This is a genomic window from Hymenobacter sp. BT18 (genome assembly GCF_012273015.1).
Classification (GTDB): domain Bacteria; phylum Bacteroidota; class Bacteroidia; order Cytophagales; family Hymenobacteraceae; genus Hymenobacter; species Hymenobacter lutimineralis.
Window position 1 is genome coordinate 1,534,270 of record NZ_CP050954.1, and the last position, 26,617, is coordinate 1,560,886.

General features: G+C 60.3%; 18 protein-coding genes. 13 read left to right on the forward strand and 5 right to left on the reverse strand.

Features of this window, described 5'->3' with window-relative positions:
• Positions 1 to 3: 3 nt before the first annotated feature.
• The 4 genes from HER32_RS06360 to HER32_RS06375 all read left to right on the forward strand — a co-directional run bounded on the left by HER32_RS06360 (position 4) and on the right by HER32_RS06375 (position 3,553).
• Positions 4 to 402, forward strand: coding sequence for a hypothetical protein (locus tag HER32_RS06360; RefSeq protein ID WP_149072241.1), 399 nt, complete (start codon positions 4 to 6; stop codon positions 400 to 402).
• Between the two features lie 528 nt (positions 403 to 930).
• The gene (locus tag HER32_RS06365; protein WP_168681277.1) at positions 931 to 1,338 is read left to right on the forward strand and encodes an EVE domain-containing protein; all 408 of its coding nucleotides are present in this window, start codon (positions 931 to 933) and stop codon (positions 1,336 to 1,338) included.
• Positions 1,339 to 1,925: 587 nt separating this feature from the next.
• A complete protein-coding gene (locus HER32_RS20400; protein ID WP_149072273.1) occupies positions 1,926 to 2,012 on the forward strand; it encodes a 4Fe-4S binding protein in 87 nt (28 codons plus the stop codon).
• Between the two features lie 977 nt (positions 2,013 to 2,989).
• Positions 2,990 to 3,553: a DUF4252 domain-containing protein gene (locus HER32_RS06375; RefSeq protein ID WP_168681278.1), complete on the forward strand. Its 564-nt coding sequence runs from the start codon at positions 2,990 to 2,992 to the stop codon at positions 3,551 to 3,553.
• Between the two features lie 370 nt (positions 3,554 to 3,923).
• Here HER32_RS06375 and HER32_RS20350 read toward each other — a convergent pair whose 3' ends face one another.
• The 3 genes from HER32_RS20350 to HER32_RS06390 all read right to left on the reverse strand — a co-directional run bounded on the left by HER32_RS20350 (position 3,924) and on the right by HER32_RS06390 (position 8,818).
• Positions 3,924 to 5,405 (reverse strand): OmpA family protein, encoded by a 1,482-nt coding sequence (locus tag HER32_RS20350; protein ID WP_168681279.1) that lies wholly within the window; start codon positions 5,403 to 5,405, stop codon positions 3,924 to 3,926.
• Between the two features lie 297 nt (positions 5,406 to 5,702).
• Positions 5,703 to 7,277, reverse strand: a complete 1,575-nt coding sequence (locus tag HER32_RS20355) for an OmpA family protein (RefSeq protein WP_168681280.1) — start codon at positions 7,275 to 7,277, stop codon at positions 5,703 to 5,705.
• A 242-nt stretch (positions 7,278 to 7,519) separates the two neighbouring features.
• Entirely contained in the window at positions 7,520 to 8,818 is a 1,299-nt protein-coding gene (locus HER32_RS06390; protein WP_149072246.1) for an aminopeptidase P N-terminal domain-containing protein, read from the reverse strand.
• Positions 8,819 to 8,944: 126 nt separating this feature from the next.
• Here HER32_RS06390 and HER32_RS06395 point away from each other — a divergent pair, with 126 nt between their 5' ends.
• The 7 genes from HER32_RS06395 (at position 8,945) to HER32_RS06425 (ending at position 18,938) form a co-directional block, all read left to right on the forward strand.
• Entirely contained in the window at positions 8,945 to 10,015 is a 1,071-nt protein-coding gene (locus tag HER32_RS06395; protein ID WP_168681281.1) for a glycosyltransferase family 9 protein, read from the forward strand.
• A 211-nt stretch (positions 10,016 to 10,226) separates the two neighbouring features.
• Complete coding sequence (locus tag HER32_RS06400) at positions 10,227 to 11,459, forward strand: M16 family metallopeptidase (protein ID WP_168681282.1); 1,233 nt, start codon at positions 10,227 to 10,229, stop codon at positions 11,457 to 11,459.
• Between the two features lie 140 nt (positions 11,460 to 11,599).
• A complete protein-coding gene (locus HER32_RS06405; RefSeq protein ID WP_168681283.1) occupies positions 11,600 to 12,046 on the forward strand; it encodes a YDG/SRA domain-containing protein in 447 nt (148 codons plus the stop codon).
• Positions 12,047 to 12,060: 14 nt separating this feature from the next.
• Entirely contained in the window at positions 12,061 to 12,705 is a 645-nt protein-coding gene (locus tag HER32_RS06410; protein WP_168681284.1) for an O-methyltransferase, read from the forward strand.
• Between the two features lie 94 nt (positions 12,706 to 12,799).
• Complete coding sequence (locus HER32_RS06415) at positions 12,800 to 15,736, forward strand: TonB-dependent receptor (RefSeq protein ID WP_168681285.1); 2,937 nt, start codon at positions 12,800 to 12,802, stop codon at positions 15,734 to 15,736.
• 162 nt (positions 15,737 to 15,898) lie between these two features.
• Complete coding sequence (locus tag HER32_RS06420) at positions 15,899 to 18,172, forward strand: LysM peptidoglycan-binding domain-containing protein (protein ID WP_168681286.1); 2,274 nt, start codon at positions 15,899 to 15,901, stop codon at positions 18,170 to 18,172.
• Positions 18,173 to 18,302: 130 nt separating this feature from the next.
• Positions 18,303 to 18,938, forward strand: coding sequence for a LysM peptidoglycan-binding domain-containing protein (locus HER32_RS06425; RefSeq protein WP_168681287.1), 636 nt, complete (start codon positions 18,303 to 18,305; stop codon positions 18,936 to 18,938).
• Between the two features lie 88 nt (positions 18,939 to 19,026).
• On the opposite strand, the gene HER32_RS06430 is transcribed toward HER32_RS06425, so the two are convergent.
• Complete coding sequence (locus HER32_RS06430) at positions 19,027 to 19,218, reverse strand: PID-CTERM protein-sorting domain-containing protein (RefSeq protein WP_149072254.1); 192 nt, start codon at positions 19,216 to 19,218, stop codon at positions 19,027 to 19,029.
• A 17-nt stretch (positions 19,219 to 19,235) separates the two neighbouring features.
• Positions 19,236 to 22,103, reverse strand: a complete 2,868-nt coding sequence (locus HER32_RS06435) for a LamG-like jellyroll fold domain-containing protein (protein ID WP_168681288.1) — start codon at positions 22,101 to 22,103, stop codon at positions 19,236 to 19,238.
• A 291-nt stretch (positions 22,104 to 22,394) separates the two neighbouring features.
• On the opposite strand from HER32_RS06435, the gene dnaE reads away from it, so the two are divergent.
• Both dnaE and trxA read left to right on the forward strand, forming a co-directional pair.
• On the forward strand, positions 22,395 to 26,081 hold the full coding sequence (gene dnaE / locus HER32_RS06440; RefSeq protein ID WP_168681289.1) for a DNA polymerase III subunit alpha: 3,687 nt from the start codon (positions 22,395 to 22,397) through the stop codon (positions 26,079 to 26,081).
• Positions 26,082 to 26,227: 146 nt separating this feature from the next.
• Positions 26,228 to 26,557, forward strand: a complete 330-nt coding sequence (gene trxA / locus HER32_RS06445; protein ID WP_135397675.1) for a thioredoxin — start codon at positions 26,228 to 26,230, stop codon at positions 26,555 to 26,557.
• The last annotated feature ends 60 nt before the right edge of the window (positions 26,558 to 26,617 follow it).

Sequence of the window (26,617 nt, forward strand, 5' to 3'; positions counted from 1 at the left end):
CGTATGCGTTTTTCTCTTCTGCTTGCCTGCCTGAGCCTGGTGCTGATGGCCAGTACCTGCACCAGCTCCGACCCCCGGCGCGGCAACAGCCGCCTGCTCTTGCTGGAGCGCACCTGGCTGCACGCCCACGAAGAAGACCAAGGCGACCTTCGCGTGTACCGGCCCAACACGTATGCCTTCCCGCCTTCCCGGGGTCGTACCGGGTTTGCCTTTGAGCACAATGGCCTGTTCACGCAGTATGACATTGCCCCTACCGATGGCCTGGAGGGGCACCGCGGCCAGTGGAAAGCTCTAACCGAAAACCAGCTCAGCATTACCCTCGACGACCACAGTGAGCCCGACTACCAGCTGGAAATAGTGACCCTGGAACCCGACCTGCTGAAAGTCCGGCGCACCCAGTAAGGCAACAAGCAGTCTTTCCGGCGAGCTGATTGCTCTGCTCATCTGTGGAAACGCTACGGCAGTGCGTTGGTTCGCTAACCACCGCCTTCGGGCCGCTGCCCTCAAACAGAATTTTTGCCTGCGCCCGAATTATTTTAGCGCACCCATGCAGGTATAATTATCTCATTATCAGAATAAAGTAAATACACCCCCGGTTTTTTTGCTTTTACCCCAAGATTTTTTTTCACCGGCTTGCAACCTCCCGGCCTTTTCCTCCCTCCTACTTACTGAATGCCCGCAACTCGGGCCCAGCGAAGAACCCAATGTCGGTTTGCCGGTCGCGGCAAAACACACTTGATTTTGGGAATTGAGGAGTTTGGGAAACCCTTCCGGGAGTGCCGGGGTGGTGGCTCCACGGTAGGCGGTTGATTTGTAGCCAGGCCGAAGTAAGAGAGGAGGTCGAAATTCTTTTTCGACCTTTCGACCTGGTTCGCCAAATCAAACCATTCTTCCCAAACTCCTCAGTTCCATATTTCGCTACTTCCCCTCATGCAGTACTGGTTAGTAAAATCGGAGCCCGCGGCCTACTCGTGGGCTGATTTCGTTCGTGATGGCCACACCGACTGGACCGGGGTTCGAAACTTTCAGGCCCGCAACTACCTGCAGCAGATGCAGCCCGGCGACTTAGTGCTGTACTATCACAGCGTTACGAGCAAAGAAGTGGTGGGCGTAGCCGAAGTAGCGGCTGCCGCCGCCCCCGATGCTACCGCCGAACCCGCCAGCGGCTGGGTGGCCGTAGCCCTGCAGCCGCGGCAGCCCCTGCCCCGCCCCGTTTCCCTGGCACAAATAAAACAAGACAGCCGCCTCACCCAAATCGGCCTGCTTCGTCAGTCTCGCTTGTCGGTTATGCCCCTGCGCGCCGCTGAGTTTGACACCATTCTGGAGCTGGGCAGCTAGCTTACGGCGTCTTACATGGGGCCACCAGCCCCGGGCAATGCAAGGATTTGCGCCGTTCATGCCGTATATTGGGTAGAGCAACCTAACCCCCCTTTTTATGCGGCATTTCTTCCTACTGGGCTGGTTTTGGCTGATCGGCTGCTGCGGCGCCTGGGCCCAGGTGCCGCAGCAGCCCGCCCGGTTTGAGCTAGCGCTGGAGCCCAGCAACAGTGATATTCAGGTGCTGCCGCTGCCCGATAGCAGCGTGATTCTCCTCGTGCAGGAAGAATCCTACAATATGAAGCCGGACAAGCTCTACTTCCAGAAGCTGGACGCCGGGCTGCAGCTTGAGTGGCAACGGCCTTTCACGGTGGAACGGGACTACGAACTGGTGCGCACCTGCTCGGAAAGCAACCAGGTATACGCCTTGTATCAGTCAGTCTACCGGCCTACGCACCTGCTGGCCGTGCACCTGGACGGCCGCACGGGACTGATAAAAACCAGCTCCTTCGATACGCGCATCTCCCGCGACATCTTCGAGCTGAAGGCGCTGGGGGGCCGGCTCTTCGTCACGGTACTGGTGGACCAGCATCTGACCATCCTGCACCTTGACCTGGGTACCCAGCAAATGCGGTTTCTGCCGTCGGTGTATGAGCAGTTGCCCGCTCAATTTACGTTTCTGGCCGATTCCGTGACGAAGCGTGCTGCCTTCGTGCTTACCCAAACCAACGGCATGAAGTCCCGGCTGCAGCTGAAACAGCTTTCCCAGGATGGTATGCTGCTGCGCACCGAGTTTATTCAGGCCGAAAGCGAAAGAAACCTGATTACGGCTCAGCTCAGTCCCGGCGACAGTACTACGCGGCTGGTAGCGGGCACGTACACGCTGCGCGACCCGCGCTACTCCCAGGGCTTATTTGCGGCCGACCTCAATGCGGGTACTACCCCGGGCGGAGGGCGCAAGTCCATGCGCTTCTACGATTTTCTGAGTCTGAAGCACTTCTTCGACTTTATGAAGCCCAACCGCGAAGCCCGAATCCGGGAGAAGGGGGCGCGCCGCCGGGCTGCCGGTATGCCCATGCGCCTGCACTACCGCCTGCTCATGCACGACATGCTGCCTACCCGGGAAGGCTATGTGGTGACGGCGGAGGTATATTATCCCCGCTACCGGTATTCTTCCTTCGGCGGACCTATGACGAACAGCTACCGCCAGTTTGATGGCTACCGGACCACCCACGCCATTGTCTGCGGCTTCGACCGGCAAGGCAATTTACTCTGGGACAACACCTTTGTCCTTCAAAATGTCGAGACCTTCGAAATTCAGGAAACCGTGAGCCTGCGCCCTCTTGCGGATGGGCGCCTGGTGCTGGCTTACCTGGACGAGGAAGCTATTCGCTACAAGATTGTAGACCGCACGACGCCTTCCCCCAACGACCTGACGGTGCCGTTGCGCACTACCCTGGCCGATAAAAAGGAAAAGCCCTCCTATACCTCTCAGGAAGCGCTGGTAGAATGGACCAGGGGTAAGTTTCTGGCCTATGGCTACCAGCACGTGCGCACCGAAAAGGGCCCGGCCCGGGACGTATTTTTTCTCAACTCCATTGTTTTTGACTAGGTAGTGGCTGGCCGTAAACCGGCAAAAGGCGTATGTTGACGAAAACATTCTCTTTTTGCTATGCACAACCGTTTCCTTTTTCTCCTGCTTGCTACGGGCCTGCTGTGGATGGCTGGCTGCCGGGCCGCCGGACCCGAGCAACCCGCCCGTACCGTGGCCGAGTTCTTCCGCAAGTATGAAAGCCGCTCGGGTTTTAAAGCCCAGACAATTGAAGCCAACTTCGCCACCCGGCTCTTGCTAGGCCAGTTAGGCCGCATAGGGGGTGATAATGAAACCACCCAGGCCGTGGCCGCCTTGCGCAGCGTGCGGGTACTCACCTTCACCCCTACTTCCGGCGGCGCCCGCAACCTGGTTGCCCGCGGCCTGACGCAGGAAGTAGATGGCTTGCTGCAAAATGAGCGGTACGAGCCGCTGCCCATAACCAGCAACGCCGATGCCACCACGCAATTTAAGTTCTCGGCGCGCCGCCAGAATGGCCGGGTACAGGAGGTAGTGGGCACCAGTCAGGTAAACGGCGTCCCCGATTCATTTGTGCTCATGGCCATTTCTGGCAACTTCACCGAAAGCCAGCTACAGCAGCTGCTCAAGTTTTTGCCCGGCGCGGTAGATCAGTTACCCAAATAATAGCACCGCCGCACCCACGCTTGTGCCCCGCCCGTAAATTGGCGGGGCTTTTTTTGCTACCAGCTTGGCAGGCTTCAGCGTGTAGGAGCAGCCCCCCACCATCCCCGAACATTGCCGCTGTTACCAGCGCGTACCGTGCGTGGGGCAGCGGTAATACCCTCCTCCTGCTCAAGCAATGCCATACCCACGCCGCGCCAACAGGGAGTGGGGTCAGTCAGCCAAAAGATTGGCCTGTTTTATTGACCTTCCGCTTATTGGGGCAAGACAATCAACAGATGGTTTATCTTGTTCTTTGGCCGCTGTCCACTGGGCATAGCCAACAAAAAAGGCGAACCAGAGCGGTTCGCCTTTTTTGTTGGGGCCGGGCAGCTTAGGGCTGCGGCTGACTTGGGATATAGAACTCGAACTTGAACTCGACGCGGCGGTTTTTGGCCATACCCGAAGCCGAGCCATTGGCAGCTGCCGGCCGCGACTCACCAAAACCTTGCGTGACTACGCGGGCCGGATCTATGTTCTTACCGGTGAAGTAGCGCTTGGCCGATTCGGCGCGGCGCTCCGAGAGGCGCTGGTTGTACTCGTCGGTCCCGCGGCTGTCGGCGTGGCCCGAGATGCGCACGGCGTACTCGGGGTGGTCTTTCAGCACCTGCACCATTTTATCGAGCGTGCCATAAGAGGTGCGCTTAATCACAGTGCTGTTGGTTTCGAAGCGCACGGGCTGCTCAAGGCGGCGGATGCTCTCCGGAATTTCGGGGCAACCCAGCGAGTCTACTTTAGCACCGGCGGGCGTGCCGGGGCAGCGGTCTACGCTGTCGGGGATACCGTCGCCGTCCTTATCGAGGTTGAGGGGGCAGCCGGTGGCGTCTACCTGGGTGCCAGCGGGGGTGTCGGGGCACTTATCGTCCTGGTCGCGCACACCGTCGTTGTCGGCATCGGGGCAGCCGCGGAGGGCCGCTTTCCCAGCTTGGTCGGGGCAGTCATCTTCGGAGTCACGCACGCCATCGTTGTCGCGGTCGGGGCAGCCTTCGAGGGCTTTGGAGCCGGCTTCGGTGGGGCACTTATCTTGGTAGTCGGGTACGCCGTCCTTGTCGCCATCCAGGGGGCAGCCTTTCTCGTCCACGGCTACACCGGCGGGCGTGTTGGGGCACTGGTCTTTGCGGTCGGGCACGCCGTCGTTATCGGTGTCTTTGGCTTTGCCGAACGCAATGGTAATACCAGCCGTGTGCTGCAGGAACCGGTCGTCCCACTTGTTGTCGTCGCGGGCAGGGTCGCCGTCGAGGTTGGCATTCAGCGGAATATGCTGGCCCGTCTGCACGAACAAGCCCACCGCGTCGGAAACGCGGAAGTTGATACCAGCAGCCCCAAACAGGTCAAAGTAGCTTTTGTCGCTGTCGGTGTTCAGGCTGGCGCCATTGCGGTTGATGGTGCCTTCGCGGCTGGTGTACGTGAGGCCTGGAGCAGCCAGCAGGTAGGGCTGAATAACGGCATCTTCTTTCAGGGCCCAGCCATTGTTCAGCTTCAGCTTCAGGCCCAGGTTCACGTTCACCACGTTGGTGGCGAAGCTGCTCCCAAAGTAAGGGCTGCTCAGGGGGCTGGTAAATTTCTTGAACTCTACGTAGTTGCCGCTCAGCAGCACATCGAGGCCGGGCGACAAGTAACGGTTGATGGAGATACCCGGGCCGTACTTGTTGCCGCCCCACTGCCAGAAGTCAGAGCCAAAGTTGCCTTTGTACTGGAAGGCGTTGCCGGTGAGGCTGATGGCCGTTTTGCGGTCAGCCGTCTGGGCTGCACCCTCTGGCGCAGTGGCCAGCAGAGCAGCTCCGGACAGCAGAGCAGAAGCTAGAATCTTTCTCATTGTGAGAAGGTTAGGTGGAACAGATGCGTGTACAGCAGACAGCGGAAAAATGCCTGAAGACAGGTTTTTTACTAGCTGCCTATACTGACACCCGACCATAAAGTTGTTGGAAAAAGATTTGCGGCCGACTACGCTCCCCCGCAGCCAGGCGCTGCTACCAGTACTTATTATCTGATAATCACTATATTATAACCATACCATAGCTCGACTTTTTTTACAGTAGCCCATTTAGCAACAAAAGCGTAGCCCGCCAGAGGCAGACTACGCTTTTGCTGTTTTAACGGCGGTACCAGCCGGTTAGCGGCGCTTGGGAGCCGCTTTCTTCACAGGGGCTTTTTTCACCGGCGCTGCTTTCACGGGTGCGGGCGGAATTGCCGGAGCTGGTCCATACTTGGTTTCGGCCGGATTCGGGTCGCCGGGCAGGTACACATCAAACTCAACGCGACGGTTAACGGCCCGGCCGGCTTCGGTGGCATTGTCGGCAATGGGCTTGGACTCGCCGTAGCCGTGCGACACGATCCGCTCGGCGGGAATGCCCTTGCTGAGCATATAAGTGCGGGCCGAAGCCGCGCGCTCATCCGACAGGCGTAGGTTATAGTTGTCGTCGCCCTTATTGTCGGCGTGGGCCGAAATGCCGAGGCTGTAGTCGGGGTAGGCGTTCAGAATCTGCACCAGGCCGTCGAGGGTGGGGAAGGAAATAGGCTTGAGGGTAGCCTTGTTGAAGTCGAACTGGATGAACTTAGTAGCTTCCTGGAGCTTCTTCTTTTCTTCTACCTTCATCTCGGGGCAGCCTTTGTTGGAGGCAGGGCCGGGGCGGTTGGGGCAGCGGTCCTGGTAGTCGGGCACACCGTCACCATCTTTGTCGAGGGGGCAGCCGTTGGCATCCACCGCTACACCGGCGGGGGTATCGGGGCACTTGTCGCTGGCATCGGTTACGCCGTCGTTATCGGCGTCGGGGCAACCGCGCAGCTCTGCTTTGCCAGGCGTATCGGGGCAGGCGTCGTCGCCGTCGCGCACACCGTCACTGTCGCGGTCGGGGCAGCCTTCGAGGGCCGCCAAGCCGGCTTCGGTGGGACACTTATCCTGGTAGTCGGGCACACCGTCCTTATCACCATCCAGGGGGCAGCCGGTGGCATCCACGGCTACGCCCTGGGGCGTATTGGGACATTTGTCCTTGCGGTCGGCCACGCCGTCGCCATCGGCATCCTTCATCTTCCCAAAGGCTACCGTGAGGCCCACCGTATGCTCCAGGAACCGGTCGTCGAAGGCGTTGTCGTCGCGGGTTGGGTCGCCGTCGAGGTTGGCTTTAAGGGGAATGTGCTGGCCGGTCTGCACGAACAAGCCCACGCCATCGGCCAGACGGAAGTTAATACCAGCGGCCCCAAATACGTCGAAGTAGCTTTTGTCCTCGGCCAGGTCCAGCGTCTGGCCGTTGCGGTTGAAGGTCCCTTCGCGGCTGGTATACGTCCAACCGGGAGCGGCCAGCAGGTAGGGCTGAATGAACGCGTCTTCCTTAAAGGCCCAGCCGTTGTTGAGCTTGAGCTTCAACGCCAGGTTCACATTCACGATGTTGGTGGCAAAGTTGCTGCCGTAGAAGGGCGCCCCCGCATCGGTTGACTTCTTGATTTCGACGTAGCCGCCGCGCAGGCCCAGGTCGAGGCCGGGCGAGAGGTAGCGGTTAAAGGAAATGCCCGGGCCGTAGTTGTTGGAACTCCAGTCCCAGAAGCCGGAACCATAGTTGCCCTTGTACTCGTAGGCGCTGCCGAAAAGGCTGATGGCGGTTTTTTTATCAGCAGTCTGGGCCTGAGCCGGCGGCGTGGCCGCCAGCGGAATCAAGCCCAGCGCCAGGCAGGTGGTAAGCAGGTGTTTCATGGATAGACAGAAAAGTAGTGGTGGAGCCCCGCACCCAGCCCTTGAACTGTAGCTGGCAGTACTTGCCGTCTGCTATACCTTTCCCATTCGCCTAAGGTTGTAGTATACCTTTTTTTAATTGAAATAAACTCAGCCTAAACAACTAGAAAGCAAGGTTATTCATTGCCCTGGCACTCGCGCACAAAAAACCGCCACCCAGCTTCTGCAGCTGAGTGGCGGAGAAATTATGCGTTGCCCGTCCGTTAGTTCCGGCCTTGCCGCATCAGACGCTCAATATCGTCGGCTTCCAGCGGGATATGCTTCATCAGGTCGTCGTTGCCGGTTTTGGTGATGAGGATGTCGTTTTCGAGGCGGATACCCAGGCCTTCCTCGCGGATGTAGATGCCCGGCTCGCAGGTGTACACCATGCCCGGCTCAAACACGCGGTACTTGGCGCCCACGTCGTGCACGTCGAGGCCGAGGTAGTGGCTGGTGCCGTGCATGAAGTACTTTTTGTAGAGCGGGGCGGCGGGGTCCTGGTTGCGCACATCACTCTCGTTGAGCAAGTCCAGCTTGATGAGTTCCTGCTCCATGGTGCGGCCCACGGCGGCGTGGTAATCCTCGATGTTGTTGCCGGCTACCAGCTGCGAGGTAGCAAACTTCATCACCCGCAGCACAGCCTCATACACGGCCCGCTGACGCTTGGTAAACTGGCCATTGACGGGGATGGAGCGCGACAAGTCGGCGGCGTAGTTGGCAAACTCGGCCCCAAAGTCCAGGAGCAGCACGTCGCCGTCGCGGCACTCCCGGTCATTGCTCACGTAGTGCAGGATGCAGGCATTGGCCCCAGAGGCAATGATGCTGCCGTAAGCCGGCCCGCGCGAGGCATTGCGCAGAAACTCGTGGTAGATTTCGGCCTCAATTTCGTACTCCATCACTCCGGGCTGCACAAAGCCCAACAAGCGGCGGAAGGCTTTGTCGGTGATGTCGCAGGCGCGGCGCATGAGGCGGATTTCCTCCTCGCTCTTAATGGCCCGCAGGTGGTGCAGGATAGGCGCCGCCCGGCGGTACTGATGCAGGGGGTACGCCTCGCGCAGCCACTTGCCCAGCCGGGCGTCGCGGGTTTCTACCTCCACCACCGCGCGGATGTGCTCATTGGTGTTGAGGTACACGTTTTCGGCCTCGTTCATGAGGGCCGGCAATACCGTTTTGAACTGCTCCAGCCACATGATGGTGCGCACCCCCGACTGCTGGCGGGCCTGCTCTTTCGTCAGCTTATAGCCTTCCCATACCAGAATGTGCTCCGATGTTTCCTTCAGGAACAGAATTTCGCGGTACTGGGGCAGCACGGCATCGGGGAAAATCACCAGTATGCTTTCTTCCTGATCTACCCCGGAGAGGTAAAACAGGTCGTTGTTCTGGCGGAAGGGCATGGTGCCGTCGGCGTTGGTCGGCATCACATCGTTGGAGTGGAAGATGGCCAGGGAAGCGGCGGGCAGCTGCTCGGTAAAGCGGCGGCGGTTTTCACTGAAAAGCTGCGGATCGATGGAGCCGTAACGCATAGGAAGCGGAAAAAGAAAGGTAGGATGACGCGGCGGGAAGGCGCGGGGCGCAAGTTAGGGGAATGACGCGCATCCGCGCCCAGCGTTGCCTACCTTTGTGGGCTCCTTTCGCGTGTTTTTCTGCTCATGCCTGCTGCTTCCGCCCGCGCCGTTCTGCTGATTCAAACTGCCTTCATTGGCGACGTTATCCTGGCCACGGCGCTGCTGGAGTACCTGCACCAGACCCAGCCCGGTACGCCCGTGGATTTTCTGGTGCGCAAGGGCAACGAAAGCCTGCTGCTGGGCCACCCGCACGTGCGCCGGGTGCTGGTGTGGGATAAAAAGCAAGACAAGTACCGGGGCCTCTGGCGCCTGCTGCAGCAAATCCGGCAGGCGCACTATGGCCGCGTGGTTACGCTGCAGCGGTTTGCCTCCACGGGCTTCCTCACGGCTTTTTCCGGGGCGCCCGAGCGGGTGGGCTTCCACAAAAATCCTTTTGCCTGGGGCTTCACCCGCGCCGTGCCCCACGTTATTGGCGACGGGCGCCACGAGGTAGCCCGCAACCTGGCGCTGCTTTATCATGAGGAATCAGGAATGAGAAATGATGAGAACTCCTCGTTCCTCATTCCTGGTTCCTCCTTGACGCGCCCCCGCCTCTACCCTACCGACACGGATGAATCGGCCGCAGCTCTAGCGGCGGCGCGCGCCGAAGGCAGGCCATACATCTGCGTGGCCCCTACTTCGGTGTGGTTTACCAAGCAGTTTCCGGAGGAGCAGTGGCTGAAGCTGCTGGCGGCGCTGCCGGCGCAGTACACGGTGTTTCTGCTGGGTGGCCCGCCCGATGCCGCGGCCTGCGCGCAGCTGCTGGCCCGCAGCGCACGGCCCCACGTGGTGAATCTCGCGGGGCAGCTTTCCCTGGTAGCTTCGGCCGCGCTGATGCGGGGGGCCGTGCTCAACTACGTCAACGACTCGGCCCCCATGCACCTGTGCTCGGCCGTGGATGCGCCCACCTGCGCCGTGTACTGCTCCACGGTGCCGGCTTTTGGGTTTGGGCCGCTCAGCTCGTTTGCCCGCGTGGTCGAGGTGCCGCACGTGCTGGAGTGCCGGCCCTGCGGCCTGCACGGGTACAAAGCCTGCCCCCTCGGCCATTTCCGCTGTGCCCACGATATTCAGACCCAGCAGCTGCTGGCCGTGCTGGCGGAAGCGGAGCGGCAATGAGGATAATGGGCGAATGAGGTATGAGCAAGTGTATGTCAATGCTTCAACAGCTTACCTTCATTCACCCATGGCCCTCTTGCCCCTCCGGCTGCGTACTTTTGTAGATTCCTGAAACCCAGAAGCCCGGCTGGCCGGTTATACTGGGCCGGGGCGGGGACTGGTGCCTGAAACCACGTCCCCAAGACCCTAAGACCCCAAGACCCTTCCAAGAATGTCTGAATACGACCTGTACGAGCTGCCCAACGGCATCCGGGTTCTGCATAAACAAGTACTGCACACCAAAATTGCGCATTGTGGCTTCCTGCTGGACATTGGCTCCCGCGACGAGAAACCCGCCCAGCAGGGCCTGGCGCACTTCTGGGAGCACATGGCCTTCAAAGGCACCGAGAAGCGCAAAAGCTTTCATATCCTGAACCGCCTCGAAACCGTAGGTGGGGAGCTGAACGCCTACACCACCAAGGAGAAAATCTGCTTTTACGCCTCCCTGCTCAGCACCCACTTCGAGCGGGCGTTTGAGCTGCTCACGGATCTGACGTTTCACTCCGTATTCCCGGAAAAGGAAATCGAGAAGGAGCGCGGCGTGATTCTGGAGGAAATGTCCATGTACGTGGATGCTCCCGAAGACGCCATCATCGACGACTTCGACGCGGTGGTGTTTGGCAACCATTCGCTGGGCCACAATATTCTGGGCACGCGGGAAAGCGTGAGCAGCTTCCAGCAGCCCGATTTTCGGCAGTTTCTGCAGGAAAACGTGCGCACCGACCGGTTGGTGTTCAGCTCCGTGAGCAACCTGCCTTTCAAGGAAGTAAAGCGCCTGGCCGATAAGTATCTGGCCCCGCTGCCACCTAAGCTGGGTGAGCGACCCCGGATTCCGTTTGCGGGCTACCAGCCCCTGTCGCGCATCGAGCACAAATCCATTACCCAGGCCCACTGCCTGATTGGGGGCGCGGCCTACGCCATCGAGGACGAGCGGCGGATTCCGTTTTTCCTGCTCAACAACCTGCTGGGCGGCCCCGGCATGAACTCCCGCCTGAACCTGGCCGTGCGCGAGAAATACGGCCTGGTGTACACCATCGACTCTACCTACTCGCCCTACACCGATACGGGCTTGTTCGGCATCTACTTCGGCACGGAGAAAAAGCAGGTGAACCGTACCATCTCGCTGGTGCAAAAGGAGCTCAAGCTGCTGCGCGACAAAACGCTGGGCACCTCGCAGCTGCATGTAGCCAAGGAGCAGCTGATGGGCCAGCTGGCTATGGCCGAGGAAAGCAACGGCGGCCTGATGCAGCTGCTGGCCAAGAGCACCCTCGACCTGGACCGGGTGGAGCCGCTCACCGAAATCTTCGAGCGGATCAAGCGCATCACGGCCCCGGAGTTGCAGGGCATTGCCCAGGATTTGCTGCGCGAAGACAACCTGAGCGTGCTGCAGTACCTGCCGGAGTAGCGGCAACGCAATGGTTGAGCGAGTTTACCCTCTTTCAGATGCACCAGTCAGTGTAGCTAGCTAGCTAGCTAGCTAGCTAGCTAGCTGCTGTTCCTTTAGTATCATCCGCCCTCTAGCCGCCCAGCTAGCAACTGCTACGTATGCCAATCTTCGGGCACATCAGCTACTACCGCCCCGGTGACGTTCTTCCATCCCGGTTGGCGCTAAGCCAAGCGGGCTTGCACCGGCCTACGCGGGCCGGCATCAGCGGTAGCGCAGCCGAAGGTGCTGACTCCATTGTGTTGGCCGATCAGTACGAAGACGATGTGGTAGCCGAAACTTATTTGCTCTACGCCGGGCACGGTGGACGCGACCCAAAAACTGGCCGTCAAATCACCGACCAAGAACTAAACTCCCGTAACCTAGCCTTATATCGAAGCTCGGAAACAGGTCAGCCGGTGCGTGTTTTCCGAAAGGTAGAAACTGAATCTGGAACTGGCTACCGCTACGAAGGTCTTTTTCGGGTAAATGGTGCTTGGTGCGAGGCTGGGAAATCGGGCTTTCGGGTCTGGAAGTTCCGGCTGGTACCTTTGCCGCCCGACGCCTAATCTAACCTCCCTGCATGTACTCCGCCGACGACGCCCAGCTTTACGCCGACCGCCACACTTCCCCGGAAAGCCCCCTGCTGGCCCGCCTCAACCGCGAAACCCATGTGCAGCTCCTGCACGCCCGCATGCTCTCGGGCCACGCGCAGGGTCGGCTGCTGAGCATGCTCAGCCACATGGTGCGCCCCCGCCGCGTGCTGGAGCTGGGCACGTTCACGGGCTACTCGGCCCTGTGCCTGGCCGAAGGGCTGGCGGAAGCTGGCGAGCTGCACACCATAGAGCAGAACCCCGAGCTGGAAAGCCGCATCCGCCGCTACGTGGCCGAAGCGGGCTTGACCGGCAATATTCACCTCCACATCGGCGACGCCCGCCGCATCGTGCCCGAGCTGGCCGAAACCTGGGACCTAGTGTTTATCGACGCTGACAAAATCAACAACGACACTTACTATGAGCTGGTGCTGCCCCAGGTGCGCCCCGGCGGCTTTCTGCTGATTGACAATGTGCTGTGGGGCGGCAAAGTGCTGGACGGCTACCCCGTGAAACCATCCGACAAGGACACCCAGGCGGTGCGGGCCTTCAACGCCAAAGTGCAGGCCGACGAGCGGGTAGAGAACGTGCTGCTGCCCCTGCGCGACGGATTGCTGCTGGTGCGCAAGCGGTAGGGCAACCCAGAAAATAACCGTGCTTTTTCGGGTACTCGTTAAACGTCTGGGCTTGGGTTGCGTCTATGGTCTTATGTGACCTTTTCAAGACGTAATGCAAAAAGCTCTTTTCCTCGGTATTTTTCTGTTTTTCGCTACGCTCTCCAGTCTGCTGGCCCAGACCACTACCGTGCGCGGGCGTGTACTGGACGGTAAAGACCAGTCGCCGCTGATTGGGGCCAACGTAGTACTCACTCGCCAGCCCGGCCCCCAGAAGCTAGGCACGGCTGTAGATACCGAAGGCAACTTCTCTATTACGGATGTACCCGCCGGCACCTACCAGCTTACTATTTCCTTTTTGGGCTACCAGAATGTGGAGCGCACCGTAGAAGTCACCGATCAGCCCCTGGAGGTGGGTGCTGTACCGCTGCAAGCCGGTGGAGTGCAACTCAAAGGGGTGGAGGTAACGGGACGCGCCCCCGCCGCCGTGCAGAAAGGCGACACGGCCCAGTACGACTCCCGGGCCTTTAAAACCAACCCCGACGCCAACGCCCAGGACCTGATTACCAAGATGCCCGGCGTGACGGTAGATGCCAACGGCAAGGTGCAGGCCCAGGGCGAGCAGGTGCAGCGCGTGCTGGTAGATGGCAAGGAGTTTTTTGGCAACGACCCCGATGCGGTGCTTAAGAATATTCCGGCCGAAATCATCGACAAGATACAGGTGTACGACCGGGCATCGGACCAGAGTCAGTTCACGGGTTTCGACGACGGCAACCAGCAGAAAACCATCAACATTGTTACGAAGCCTTCTTTCCGCAACGGGCAGTTTGGGCGGGTGGTAGCCGGCTATGGCCCCGATCAGGATGGGGGCAAGTACCGCCTCAACGGCAACGTAAACTCCTTTAAGAACAAGCGGCGCCTGTCGGTGCTGGGCCTCTCCAACAACATCAATGAGCAGAACTTCGGCACTGAGGATTTGCTGGGCGTGGTGGGCAACTCGCGCCAGGGCGGCGGGGGCCGCGGGGGCCGGGGTGGTGGGCCCGGTGGCAACGGCGGGGGCCAGGGCGGAGGCGGCAACAACGCCGGGGACTTCCTGGTAAACCAGAACAACGGCATTTCGCGGACGCACGCCCTGGGGCTGAACTACTCCAACACCATCGGCACCAAAACCGACGTACAGGGCAGCTACTTCTTTAACCTCTCCGACAACACCCTGCAGAGCACCACGGCCCGCACCTACACGGCCGATGACCTGCGTTACAATGAAGACTCGCGGGGCAGCAGCCGCAACATCAACAACCGGCTCAACCTGCGCATCGAACACAAATTCGACTCGCTGAACTCCCTGCTTTGGCGCCCTACCCTTTCGGTGCAGCGCAACACCAGCAGCAGCACCCTGGCCGGGGAGCTGTTCAAAGACTTTACCGAACAAAGCGCGCCCGACAGCACCCAGAGCACCAACAACAGCGCCTACCGGGCTGCTCAAACGGGCATCAACTTCAGCAACAACCTGCTGTACCGCCACCGTTTTGCCAAGCGCGGCCGCACGTTTTCCCTAGGCCTGAACCTGGGCTATAACCGCCGGAATGGCAGCAATTATCTCACCAGCAGCAATATTGACTACACCTCCGACCCAGCAGCGGAAAGCCTCACAGATCAATACTCCCGGCTCCGACAGAACGGATGGAGCTGGCGCGCCGATGCGAACTACACCGAGCCTTTGAGCCCACTTAGCCAGCTGCAGTTCAGCGCCACCACCTCATTGGCGCCCAACGACTCGGATAAGCGCACCTACAACTTCGACGCCACGACCGGCCAGTACACAACCGTTAATACCGACCTGAGCAACGTGTTTACTAGCCGCTACATGACGCAAAGCGGCGGCCTTAGCTACCGGTTCAACAACAAGGAGTTTCAGTGGTCGGTGGGGGCCGACGTGCAGTATGCCACCTTGCGCAACGAGCAGGATTTCCCACGGGAGGCGCGCATCAGCCGCAACTTCCTGAATGTGCTGCCCAATGCCACGCTGCGCTATAACTTTTCTAAGCAGCAAAACCTGCGCCTGACGTACCGCATGCGCACCAATAACCCCAACATCAACCAGCTGCAGGAAGTGGTGAACAACGCCAACCCACTACAGATTACCATTGGCAACGCAGCCCTGGAGCAGGAGTTTCAACACAACGCCTTCCTGCGCTACTCGGCCGCGCAGCCCGAGAAATCCAGCTCTTTCTTTGCTTTGCTGGGCGGCTCCTACACGGATAACTATATTACCAACTCCACCCGCATCGTGCGGGAGCCCACCAGCATTGGGGGCGTGGTAATACCAGCCGGAGGGCAGATTACGCAGCCCATCAACCTGAACCAGCAGTACTCCCTGCGCTCGGCCCTTACCTACGGCTTTCCGCTCACGCTGCTCAAATCGAACCTGAACCTGAACGCCTCGGCCACCTACCTGCAAACCCCCGGCTTAGTGAATGAGCAGCTGAACTACAACCGCACTCCGGCCTTCGGCTTCGGGGCCGCGCTCAGCAGCAACATCAGCCCCGAGCTGGACTTCACCTTGTCGTCGAACTCTACCCAGACCTACGTGCGCAACTCCCTGGGCACGCAAATCAACAGCCGCTACTTCCGGCAGAACACCACCCTGCGCTTCAGCTGGATTATGGCCAAAGGCATTACCTTGAAGTCGGACGTGAACCATGTGTCCTACTCGGGCTTGTCGGCGGGGTTCAACCAAAACTTTGTGCTCTGGAATGCCAGCTTAGGCAAAAAACTGTTTGCCAAGCAGCAAGGCGAGCTGCAGCTGTATGCCTTTGACCTGCTGGGGCAGAACAACAGCATCCAGCGCAACATTTTGCCCGCATACACCGAGGATGTGCGCACCAACATTCTGCAGCGCTACCTGATGCTGGTGTTTACCTACAACCTGCGCAGCTTTGGTGGGGCAGGCAACGCCCCGGGCCCCGACCAGGACCGCCCCCGCCGGGACGGGACACCCGGCAGCTTCCCCGGCGGGGGCCGCCCCGACGGGCCGGGCGGGCCGCGGTAGTGCAATTTCCTGATTGGCATAATGCCCCTGCACTGGTTTTCTGGCCAATGCAGGGGCGTTTTTTTCCTGTTTTGGGCTGAAGCCCCCGGAATTTTTCCCCTACTTTGTAAGCTAAGAAGCGCGGCGGCCCGTCGGCGGCGGCCCTTTTTCTACTGCTTACTTATGAAACGACTCGTACTTTTCCTGCTCTGCTGCCTGCCCTTGCTGGTCCGGGCCCAGAGCATTACGGTACCCAAAGAGCTGCCCTTTGCCGGGCTGAAGCTCACCTTTTCGGATGGGGGCCGCACGGCCGTGCAGCAGAAAGTAGATGCCCTCCGGCGGCACAACGCTTCCTTCCTGGCGCGCGTAGCCCTGGCCGACGCCTACTTCCCCATCATCGACCGGGTACTGCAGGAGAAAGGCGTACCCCTGGATTTCCACTTTCTGGCTATTCAGGAAAGCGGCCTGCAGGGCGACGCCCAGAGCATTCACGATGCCGTAGGCTATTGGCAGTTTAAGCGCGAGGCAGCCCAGGATTACGGGCTGGTAATGAACGACGTGGTTGATGAGCGCAAGCACATTACGGCCGCTACCCGAGCGGCGGCCCAATACCTGACGCGCAGCAACCAGCAGTACCGCAACTGGCTGAATGCCTTGCTCACCTACAACCTGGGAGCATCCGGAGCCAAACCTTACACCCTGCCCACCGATGCCGGGGCTACGGCCATGGAAATTACGGAGCAGACCCACCCGTACATTCTCACTTTTCTGGCGCACAAGCTAGCGTACGAGCCGGCCTGCGGGCAAAACCCCAAGCCCGCCCTGCTACTGCAGGAGTTTCCGGCGGCACCCGGCCAGGCCCTGCCCGCCGTGGCCGCCACGCTGCACACCAGCCCCGAGGAGCTGGCCCGGCACAACCGCTGGCTGCTGGCAGGCACTACGGTGCCCACGGACCGGCCCTATACCCTGGTAGTTCCCATCACCGATGCGCTGCAGCTGACGGCCTTGGCCGCCCAGCAGAAGGACGCCGCTACGGCCCTGGTACACGCCCCCAAGCCCGACCCCGAGCAAGTAGAGTTTGTGCGGGTAAACGGCCTGCGCGCCTTGGTGGCCCTGCCCGGCGACACCAAAGAAACCTTGGCCAAGCGGGCGGGCCTGAAGGTGCGCAAGCTCATGCAGTACAACGACCTGTTTGCCTTCGACAACATCGTGCCCGGCCAGGCGTACTTTGTGCAGAAGAAACGCGACAAAGCCGACGTGGAGTACCACGTAGCCCAGCCCGGAGAAAGCGTCACGACGGTGTCGCAGAAATACGGCTTGCGCGCCAAGGCCATCTGGCACAAGAACCGCATGGCCCGCAACGAAGAATTAAAGCCCGGCCGCCTGCTGTGGCTGCAGCATACCCGCCCCCGCGAAGTGGCCGTGGAGTATCTGCCCGTAAACAACCCGGCGGCGCTGGCAGCCTTCGAGCGGCCCCATGGCGCCGCAACTCCTGCGCCCAAACCTGCGCCTAAGGGTGCGCCCAAACCGACCGCCAGCTCCGCCCCCAGCAAAAGCCGCCCGGCCGAAGCCGACGTGTATACGGGCCGTACGGCTGCGGGCCAGCGCGTCATCGACGACAATGAGAATGCCGAGGAAGAAGACAGCGTGCAGCGGAAAAAAGGAATAGGCAGCTTGCTGAAAAAGCCCCCCACTGCCACTGCGGCCACCCAACCCACCGAAACTGTCGCTCCGGCCGCCTCCGGGGACACGGCTGCTACCGCTGCTGCCCCCAAGGAAGCTGCGCCCGCGCCGAAGACTTTGTACACCGGCCGGCCGGCGGCACCGGCTCAGCTGCCTCCGGCAGCGCCCGTCGCCGACGAGCCCAGCCAGCCGGCGCCTACAGTGGCGGCCTCACCAACGCCGGCCGCTCCCGCTGCTTCCGCCCAACCCGCCGTGCCTGCCCCCACCCAACCAGCGCCAGCCGCTGCGACTCCGTCGGTTGCGCCGGCCGCAGCAGCGGCGGTTCCCCCGGCGGCGCCCGAAACCGCACTTACGCCCACGCCTGCCCCTGCTCCGGCCACCCCGGCTGCTCCCGTCACGGTTGAGCCAGTTCCTGCTAACGGCGTACACGTGGTTCAGCCTAAGGAAACCCTCTATGGCGTAGCCCGTCGTTATAATCTGCGTCCTGCCGACCTGATTGCCTGGAACAGCCTGCCCGCCAATCCTTCGTTGCGAATTGGCCAATCCTTGCGGGTCACGGCCCCGGCCGAAGTAGCCCCGACCTCGGCTGTCTCTACTCCGCCAGCAGCTGCGCCCGAAGCTGCGCCCATCAAGCATACGGTAGCTGCCAAGGAATCCATGTACGGCATTGCCCGCAAGTACGGCGTGACGGTTCAGCAGGTGCAGGAATGGAATAGCAAGCCTGATACGAGCGTGAAGCTCGGGGAAGTCCTGGTCATTAAAGCAGCTAAATAATTAGGTCTTAGGCACCTTTATCTGGCAGATTTAACCTTACCCAATGCGTTTTTTCTTTCGATTCCTACTGCTGCTTGGCCTGCTTCCTTATGCAAGCCTAGCCCAAGCGCAGGTCCAGGCGCAAGCTACCTTGCCTGCCTCCCCTCCCCCATTGGCCGAGGACTCCGTCCGGGCTATGTCGGCCTTGGTGCAAGCCAGCGTCAGGCAGCTGCGCAGCATCTACTGGGAGCCTAACGACGCCCGTTCCGTACAGCTGATTGAGGCAGCCCTGAAAGACATTCCGGCCTTCAACCAGCGCCTTAGTGCCTATACTACCAGCCTCCCCCGCGAGCAGCAGCAGCAACTGGCCCAGCGGCTGCGCCAACAGCCCTGGCAGGTAGAGCTACAGACCTTGCTGCGTAGCCCTCAATACCGCAATTTCGATGCTCGGGCGGCCAAAAACCCCGCCCTGAAGGCCGCCGCCGCGCGGTTGCAGGCTGCTTCTTTCTTTGGCCCCACGCATGCGGCCCCGGCTCCGGCGGTAGCGGCGGCTACCCCTACGCCAGCCCCGGCCGCGCCGGTTCCTGTGAAGTCAGCTCCAGCCGCCGTGCCAGAAGTTTCGAAACCGACAACGGCCCGGCTCCAGCACACCGTGCAAAAGGGCGAAACGCTGTTCAGCATTGCCCGGCGGTACGGCGTAAAGCCCAAGCAGATCCAGGAATGGAATGCCAAAGCCGATAACGGCGTAAAAATCGGGGAAGTCTTGGCAGTAGAGCCGGCCCGCTAGCCCGGAGCCTTCTTCTCTAGGTAGTATTAAAAGCAAACAGCCTTTCTCCGCGGAGAAAGGCTGTTTGGCTTAGCATAGAACCGGCATATTAGCGAGCCGGGCGGCGCAGGTGTCGAATACCTACCGCAGCCCCGGCCGCCAGCAGCAGGCTTACGCCCCCATCAATGGGAACTGTGGTTGGGTTATCGGGTTGTGGGCCTCCTTCGGGTGGGGAGCCTTGGGCGAAAAGGGGCTGTGCCGCCAGCAGGGTCAGCACGAGCAAGAGCCAGCGAAAATGCATGTCTGAGAAAAAGCTTGTTAGCGAATAACTAGTTTATGGGCCAACACCCCGCCTGCGGTGTGCAATTGGGCCGTGTAAACGCCGGCGGGCAACTGTGGCAGCGCCAGTGTCTGGCGTACACTTCCCTGGGGTGCCGTCAGCGTTTGCGTATGTACCACCTGCCCCAGGCTGTTGAGTAGTTGGAAGCTCAACGCTCCGGACGGCAGGCCATAGGCTTCCAGCGTCACCGCCTCGCCCGTTGTTGGGTTGGGATACAGCATCAATGAGCCAACGGCTGCAGTTGGCCGGGTAGCCAGGGGTGCCTGCACGCCCAGGTGCAGCACAAAGCGCTGGGCCGTGGTACCCTGGGGCAGCTCCACCGTGAGGGCACCCTGACGAAGGTTGTGCCAGTAGCCAGCCTGCTTGTCTTCCAGCCACAGGCCTTCCGTCGCCGCAAAATTTTCGAGTTGCAGGGGCCGCAGCGTGTAGCGTCCCGCCGCCGGCACCTGAATAGCCATGGTCAGCTGCTGGGGTTGAGAATCGGCGGGTAAGCCCTGCACGGCCAGTAGCTCGGTTGCACTACGCATCTGATACAAGGACGGGCCGCTGGGCTGCAGCTTAAAGGCGTCGTACTTTCCGTCGAATGCGGCGGTAGCGCCCTCCTGACGGTACGTGTAGAAGACATCCGCCGGTTCGGCATCAGCGGGAGCATCGGCGGGCGCCAGCGCCAGGGCCAGCAAGGGGCGCGTTTCGGCTCGGCGCTGCAGAACGTTTGGCTGGAGCGTGGTTTCGCGGTGGATGTTGCGCAAAGGCAAGGTGGGCGTACCGGCATTGGCCCGCACGAAAAAGCTCTGTCCCATGCTGATGAGATGGGCCCGCGACGCCCCTACTCCATTCACGTAAGCCACGTAGCGCCCCGTGTACTTGCCCGTAGACTGATAGAGGTACGCCGCCGCGTCGATACCGGCAGGCAGCGTCACCAGGTCCCAGTTCAGGGGTGAAGGATAGGGGTTGCCAACCAGGTTCCAGCCCTGGCCAGTAATACCACGCGTCAGGGGCACGTCATAGTTGCCATTGTGCAGGGGGCCAACGAAGGTGAGCACCCCAGGCGTGGTATGCACGGTGTAGCCTTGGCCGGCCGTCATCTGGTCCGTGGCGGCCGCCGGGGAAGCCCACCCCGCGCTGAAGCTACTGGCGGCCCCGCCCGTCAGGCGGGTTTCATCGTAGGCAAACACCGTCGGGTATGGCTTCACCGCACCAGGGTTGGCGGCCACGTTATAGGCGGGGTTGAGCACGGGTGCCGTTCCGCCCGCTACTTGCAGGCTGCTGAACGGCGCTCCGCTTACTGGGGAACTCAGGTGGCGGTACCCCACCGAAGGATTGACGCTGCCATCAATGTAGCGCTGCACCCGCACCGGCCCCACAACGCCGCCGGTACCATTGTTGTACACCGATGCCGTCCCGTCCGCATTCGACTTTAAGGTCAACTGATGGCCATTCGTATTCAGCACGCCGCCGAGCGTGAGCAGGCCACGCACTTCGGTGGTGGCCGCCAGCCGGGCCCCGGCTCCATTAATGCTCAGGTTCAAAAAGCTCAGCGGGGAGTCACTTTCAATGTCGTCCAGCGTGGCCCCGGCTATGCTCACGATTCCCTGCTGGTGGTTGAAGGTACCGTGGTTGACGAACTTGCCTCCCACGGTAAAAACGGTATTGGGCGTGCCGCTAAATGTGAAGGTAGCCCCCACCCCAATGGTGATGTTGCGGACTCCATTGGTGCTGCCCTTATACTCGGGGCTGAATGGAGTGCCGGCCGGAATAACCACGTCGTACCCAAACTCGGGCACCGTGCCGCAGCGCCAGTTGGCCGGGTCGCGCCAGTCGCTCGACACAATGCCGGTCCACACGTTGGAGCCGTCCCCGCTGATGTTGACATCTGCCTGGGCATCGGCGTGCAGGCCGGTTACGGCATCGGTTACGCGTACTGTGTACGTGGTTGTCTGCTCGGGCAGGGCTTTCACGACCGGGCCGTCAGTCAGGTTCAGCCCGGCGCTTGGCGACCAGCTGTAGCGCAGGGCCGGCGCCACGGGCGCCTCCGACTGTACCCAGGTGGGCTTAGTTGAGCCTAAGCCAAGTTGGGCATACAACGCCGCCGAGGTGCTGTTGCCCAGGGTCTCGCCGCTGCCTTCATCTGCGTGATAGTAGGCCACCAGCCCGGCCGCTGCCGGGGACACCACCTGGCCGTAGTATTTCGTGAGGTCTGCCTCAGAGCGCGCTATGTTCCACACGCGTATTTCGTCGGCTTGGCCTTTCAGGAATTCGCCGTAGCCCGGCTGCGTGCCTACACTCAGCGGATTGCTGTTGGTGGCAATGGTGCCCGTCTGGGCCTGGTCGAGGCGCTTCACCCCATCAATGAACAGCTTTACGCGCTGCCCGTCGTAGGTGGCGGCCAGGTGGTGCCACGCGCCCCGGTACTGGCTGTAAGGCACCGAGAAAATGCGCCAGGCCCCGTTCAGGTGCAGGTAGAAAACCAGGTCGCTCCAATTGTTATCGGTGCGCGGGAAGATGTAGCCGGTGTTCTGGCTGAACGACGACTTGCACACCACGTTCTGCACGTTGTAAGCGGTAGACGCAGAGGCGTTCAGCCAGGCCTCAATGGTAATGGCCGAGCTGATATCCAGCGCCGCATCGTGCGCAACCCTGGCAAAGTCATCCGTCCCATCAAACTGCAGGGCAGAACCAGCGGAGAAATTGGCGACGGAAGCAGTAGCCGTCAGCGTGGCCTGCCGGTTGTCGCAGAGCACGACGGAGGTAGGCGACACACTTACCTGCGGCCCCGTTTGGGCCAGCGCCACCAAGGGTCCTAGCAACAGGACGCTTGCCAGCGGTACTCGTAAGCTTGTTTTCATAGAAGAGGTAAAAGGGCGTTTTGTGCCGCGCTGCTGGTAGCAGAATTCGGCGGCACAAAAATGCGCCGGCCCCAGGCAGCCCTTATACCCACTTTGGGTGGTAGCCTCGCGCTGCCTGCTCACATGAGTATGTGAACTCTAAGCCGGGAAAGGCCGCTTTCCGGTTTTCGGGAGGCAGCGCCCTACTGGTGATACGCCAAAATCCCTTGCCGCGCAACCTTTCCCGGCCACCAATTCGTGGGTAACTTTACCTGATGCTTGGGCCCACTCACGGGCCGGAGCGTGTTGCCCATGCCCGTTTTCTCGCACCTGCACTGCCACACTCAATATTCCCTGCTCGATGGTCAGGCCAGCATATCGGCTTTGATGAAAAAGGCCCAGGCTGATGGAATGCCCGCCGTAGCCCTCACCGACCACGGCAACATGTTCGGGGCGTTCAACTTTGTAGCGGAGGCCAATAAGTACAATGTGAAGCCCATTGTCGGCTGCGAGTTCTATTTGGTGGAAGACCGGCACAAGAAAAGCTTTAGCCGGGAAAAGGGCGAGCGGGACGTGCGCCACCACCAGCTGCTACTCGCCAAAGACCAGGCCGGCTACCAGAACCTGGCCAAGCTCTGCTCCATGAGCTTTATCGAGGGTGTGTACTCCAAGTATCCGCGTATCGACAAGGAACTGCTGCTGCAATACCACGAGGGCCTGATTGCCACGTCCTGCTGCATTGGGGCGGAAATTCCGCAGGCCCTGCTCTGGAAGTCGGAGGAGGAAGCCGAGGAGCTGCTGAAGTGGTGGCTCGATGTATTCGGCGAGGATTACTACCTGGAGATTCAGCGCCACGGCCTAAAGAACATCGACAACACGGGTAAAAGCCAGGAGGACCTCAACCAGGTGCTGCTGCGCTGGGCCCAGAAATACAACATCAAGGTTATCTGCACCAACGACTCCCACTACGTGGAGCAGACCGACTTTGCCCCCCACGATATTCTGCTGTGCGTGAACACCGGCGAGGAGCACAGCATCCCCGTGGGCGACTTCCAGACGAAGTACTTCCGGCTGATGTCCCAGGACAACAAGGTGCTCTACGACCACCTCGATAACCTGCGCCCCCTGGCTGCCTCCGACGACCAGGTACGCCGCCAACTCATGCGCATCGATGAGGAAGCGCAGATGCCCAAGCCCCGGGCCCGCTTTGGTTTCCCCAACGACCAGTTCTACTTCAAGAACCAGGAGGAGATGAACCGCCTGTTCCGGGACGTGCCGGAAAGCGTGGATAACACCAATGAGATTGTGGACAAGATTACCCCGCCCAAGCTGCAGCGGGATATTCTGCTTCCCAACTTCCCCCTCCCGCCCGAGCACCCCACCGCCGATGCTTTTCTGCGCCACCTGACGTACAAAGGCGCCTTTGAAGGCCCTAAGCGGCGCTACGCTGAGCGCACCCCGGAGATTGAGGAGCGCCTCGACTACGAGTTGCGCGTGATTGAAACCATGGGGTTTGCCGGCTACTTTCTCATCACCCAGGACTTCATCAACCACGGCCGCAACATCGGGGTGGCCGTAGGACCCGGCCGGGGCTCGGCGGCGGGCTCGGCAGTAGCCTACTGCATCGGCATCACCAACATCGACCCGATCAAGTACTCCCTGCTGTTTGAGCGTTTCCTGAACCCGGAGCGCGTATCCATGCCCGATATCGACATTGACTTTGACGACGTAAACCGCCAGAAAGTCATCGACTACGTGGTAGATAAATACGGCAAAACGCAGGTTGCCCAGATTATCACCTTCGGTACCATGGCCGCCAAGTCCAGCATCAAGGACGTGGCCCGGGCTATGGATTTGCCCCTGCCCCAGGCCAACGACCTGGTGAAAATGGTGCCCGACCAAGTGGGCACTACCCTGACCAAGGCCTTTGCCGAAAACCAGGAGCTGGACATGATCCGGCGCGACGAGGCCCCCGACAACCTGCGCGGGCAGATTCTGCGCCTGGCTACCCAGCTCGAAGGCTCGGTGCGCAACACGGGCATTCACGCCGCCGGCGTCATCATTGCCCCCGACGACATCACCAAGTACATTCCCGTCTCCACCTCCAAGGACTCGGACCTGCTCGTGACGCAGTTCGACGGCAAGGTGATTGAGAGTGCCGGGATGCTGAAGATGGACTTCCTGGGCCTGAAAACCCTGACCATCATCGTGGATGCTATCAACCTGATCGAGCAAAACCACGGCGTCAAAATCGACATCGACGAAATTCCGATTGACGACCCCAAGACCTACGAGCTGTACCAGCGCGGCGACACCATCGGCACGTTCCAGTTCGAGTCGGAAGGCATGCGCATGTACCTCAAGGACCTAAAGCCCACCAACATTGAGGACCTAATTGCCATGAACGCCCTGTACCGGCCGGGACCTATGCAGTTCATTCCCAACTTCATCAACCGCAAGCACGGCCGCGAGCCGGTGGAATACCCGCACGAGCTGCTGGAGCCCATCCTGAACTACTCCCAGGGCATCATGGTGTACCAGGAGCAGATTATGCAGGCCGCTCAGATCTTGGCCGGCTACTCCCTGGGCGGCGCCGATTTGCTGCGCCGCGCTATGGGGAAAAAGGACATGAAGAAGATGGCCCAGGAACGGGAGAAGTTTGTGGAAGGCGCCAAGAAGCTGCACAACATCCCCGCCAAGAAGGCTTCGGAGGTATTCGACGTGATGGAGAAGTTCGCGGCCTACGGCTTCAACCGCTCCCACTCGGCTGCCTATTCCGTGGTGGCTTACCAGACCGGCTACCTCAAGGCCAACTACCCCGCCGAGTACATGGCTGCGGTGCTCACCAACAACATGGGCGACATCAAGAAGGTGACCTTCTTCATTGAGGAAGCCCGTAAGCAGGGCGTGCCCGTACTGGGACCCGACGTGAACGAATCCATCCTGAAGTTCAACGTGAACAAGCAGGGGCAAATTCGTTTTGGCATGGCCGCGGTAAAGGGTGCCGGCGAAGCGGCCATCGAGAATATCGTGCAGGAGCGTATGAAAAAGGGTCCCTTCACCGACATCTTCGACTTCTCCAAGCGCGTGAACCTGCGGGCCGTCAACAAGAAAACCTTTGAAAGTCTGGCCTTATCGGGGGCCTTCGATTCATTTGAACGCTACCACCGGCGGCAGTTCCTCGAAGCTCCGAGCGGCGACCAGAACCTGATTGAAAAGGCCGTGCGCATGGGCCAGCAGTACCAGGCTGAGCAGGAATCGGCGCAGCAAAGCCTGTTTGGTGGTGGAGCCTTCGGCGCCGTGGCCATGCCCCTGCCCAAGGTGTCCGACATGGAGCCCTGGCCCGCTACCGAGCAGCTGCGCCGCGAAAAAGAAGTGGTGGGCTTCTACCTTTCCGGCCACCCGCTCGACGACTTCAAGCTGGAAATCGACTCCTACTGCACCTGCGGGCTGGACAAGGTGGAGAGCTACAAAAACCGCGAAGTGACGGTGGCCGGGCTGATTACGAACGTGCTGTTCAAGACCACCAAGACGGGGCAGCCTTTCGTATCCTTCACGGTAGAAGACTATGAATCGTCCCTGAACTTGGCCCTCTTCCGCGACGACTATACCCGTTTCAGCAGTATTATCAACCCCCGCAACTACGACAAGGAGCAAGTGCCGCCCATGTACATCCGGGGCAAATACGCCCAGCGCTTCCGCGACTCCGACCAGTTCGAGTTCAAGATCCTGACCATGGAGCCCTTGTTTAACGTGGCCGAAAAGCTGGCCAACGGCGTGCGGGTGCAGCTGGATCTACGCACCATCACCGAGCCCTTCATGGACCGCTTCATGGAAGCCGTAGAAGGCTGTGTGGGCTCCAAGAAACTAGAAATAAAATTCGCCGAGCCCCACGAGCACATGACGGTAGATATGTATTCCCGCCGCTACCGCATCGAGCCGAAGGAGTTTATCCGCCGCATGCGGGAAATGGAAATCGAGGCCTGTCAGCTTATTTAGGTTTAGGAAGTCAATCGACACTACCTGCCAAACTGGCCGAATGAACTTTCCGGCGCGCTCCTTGTTTGAAGCGCAATCTGCTACCTTGCAGCCTTTGCTGCGTAAGAAGCACTTTACGTTGTCATCACCACAAACCCCCTACTCTTATGGGACATAAAGCCATCGAAATTACCGATGCGAACTTCGACCAGATCATCAACTCCGATAAACCCGTACTCGTGGACTTCTGGGCCGAGTGGTGCGGCCCGTGCCGCATGGTAGGTCCGGTGGTAGAAGAGCTGGCCGGTGAATACGAAGGCAAAGCCATTATCGGCAAAGTCGACGTTGACTCCAACCCGCAAACTTCCGCCAAGTTCGGTATCCGTAGCATTCCTACGCTGCTGGTATTCAAGAACGGCCAGATTGTAGACAAGCAAGTGGGCGCTGTACCCAAGCACGTACTGGCTCAAAAGCTCGACGCGCAGGTAACCGCCTAAGCTCGCGAGCAAAGAAAAAGCCCCGGCATCATCTTGATGCCGGGGCTTTTTCTTTGCTCG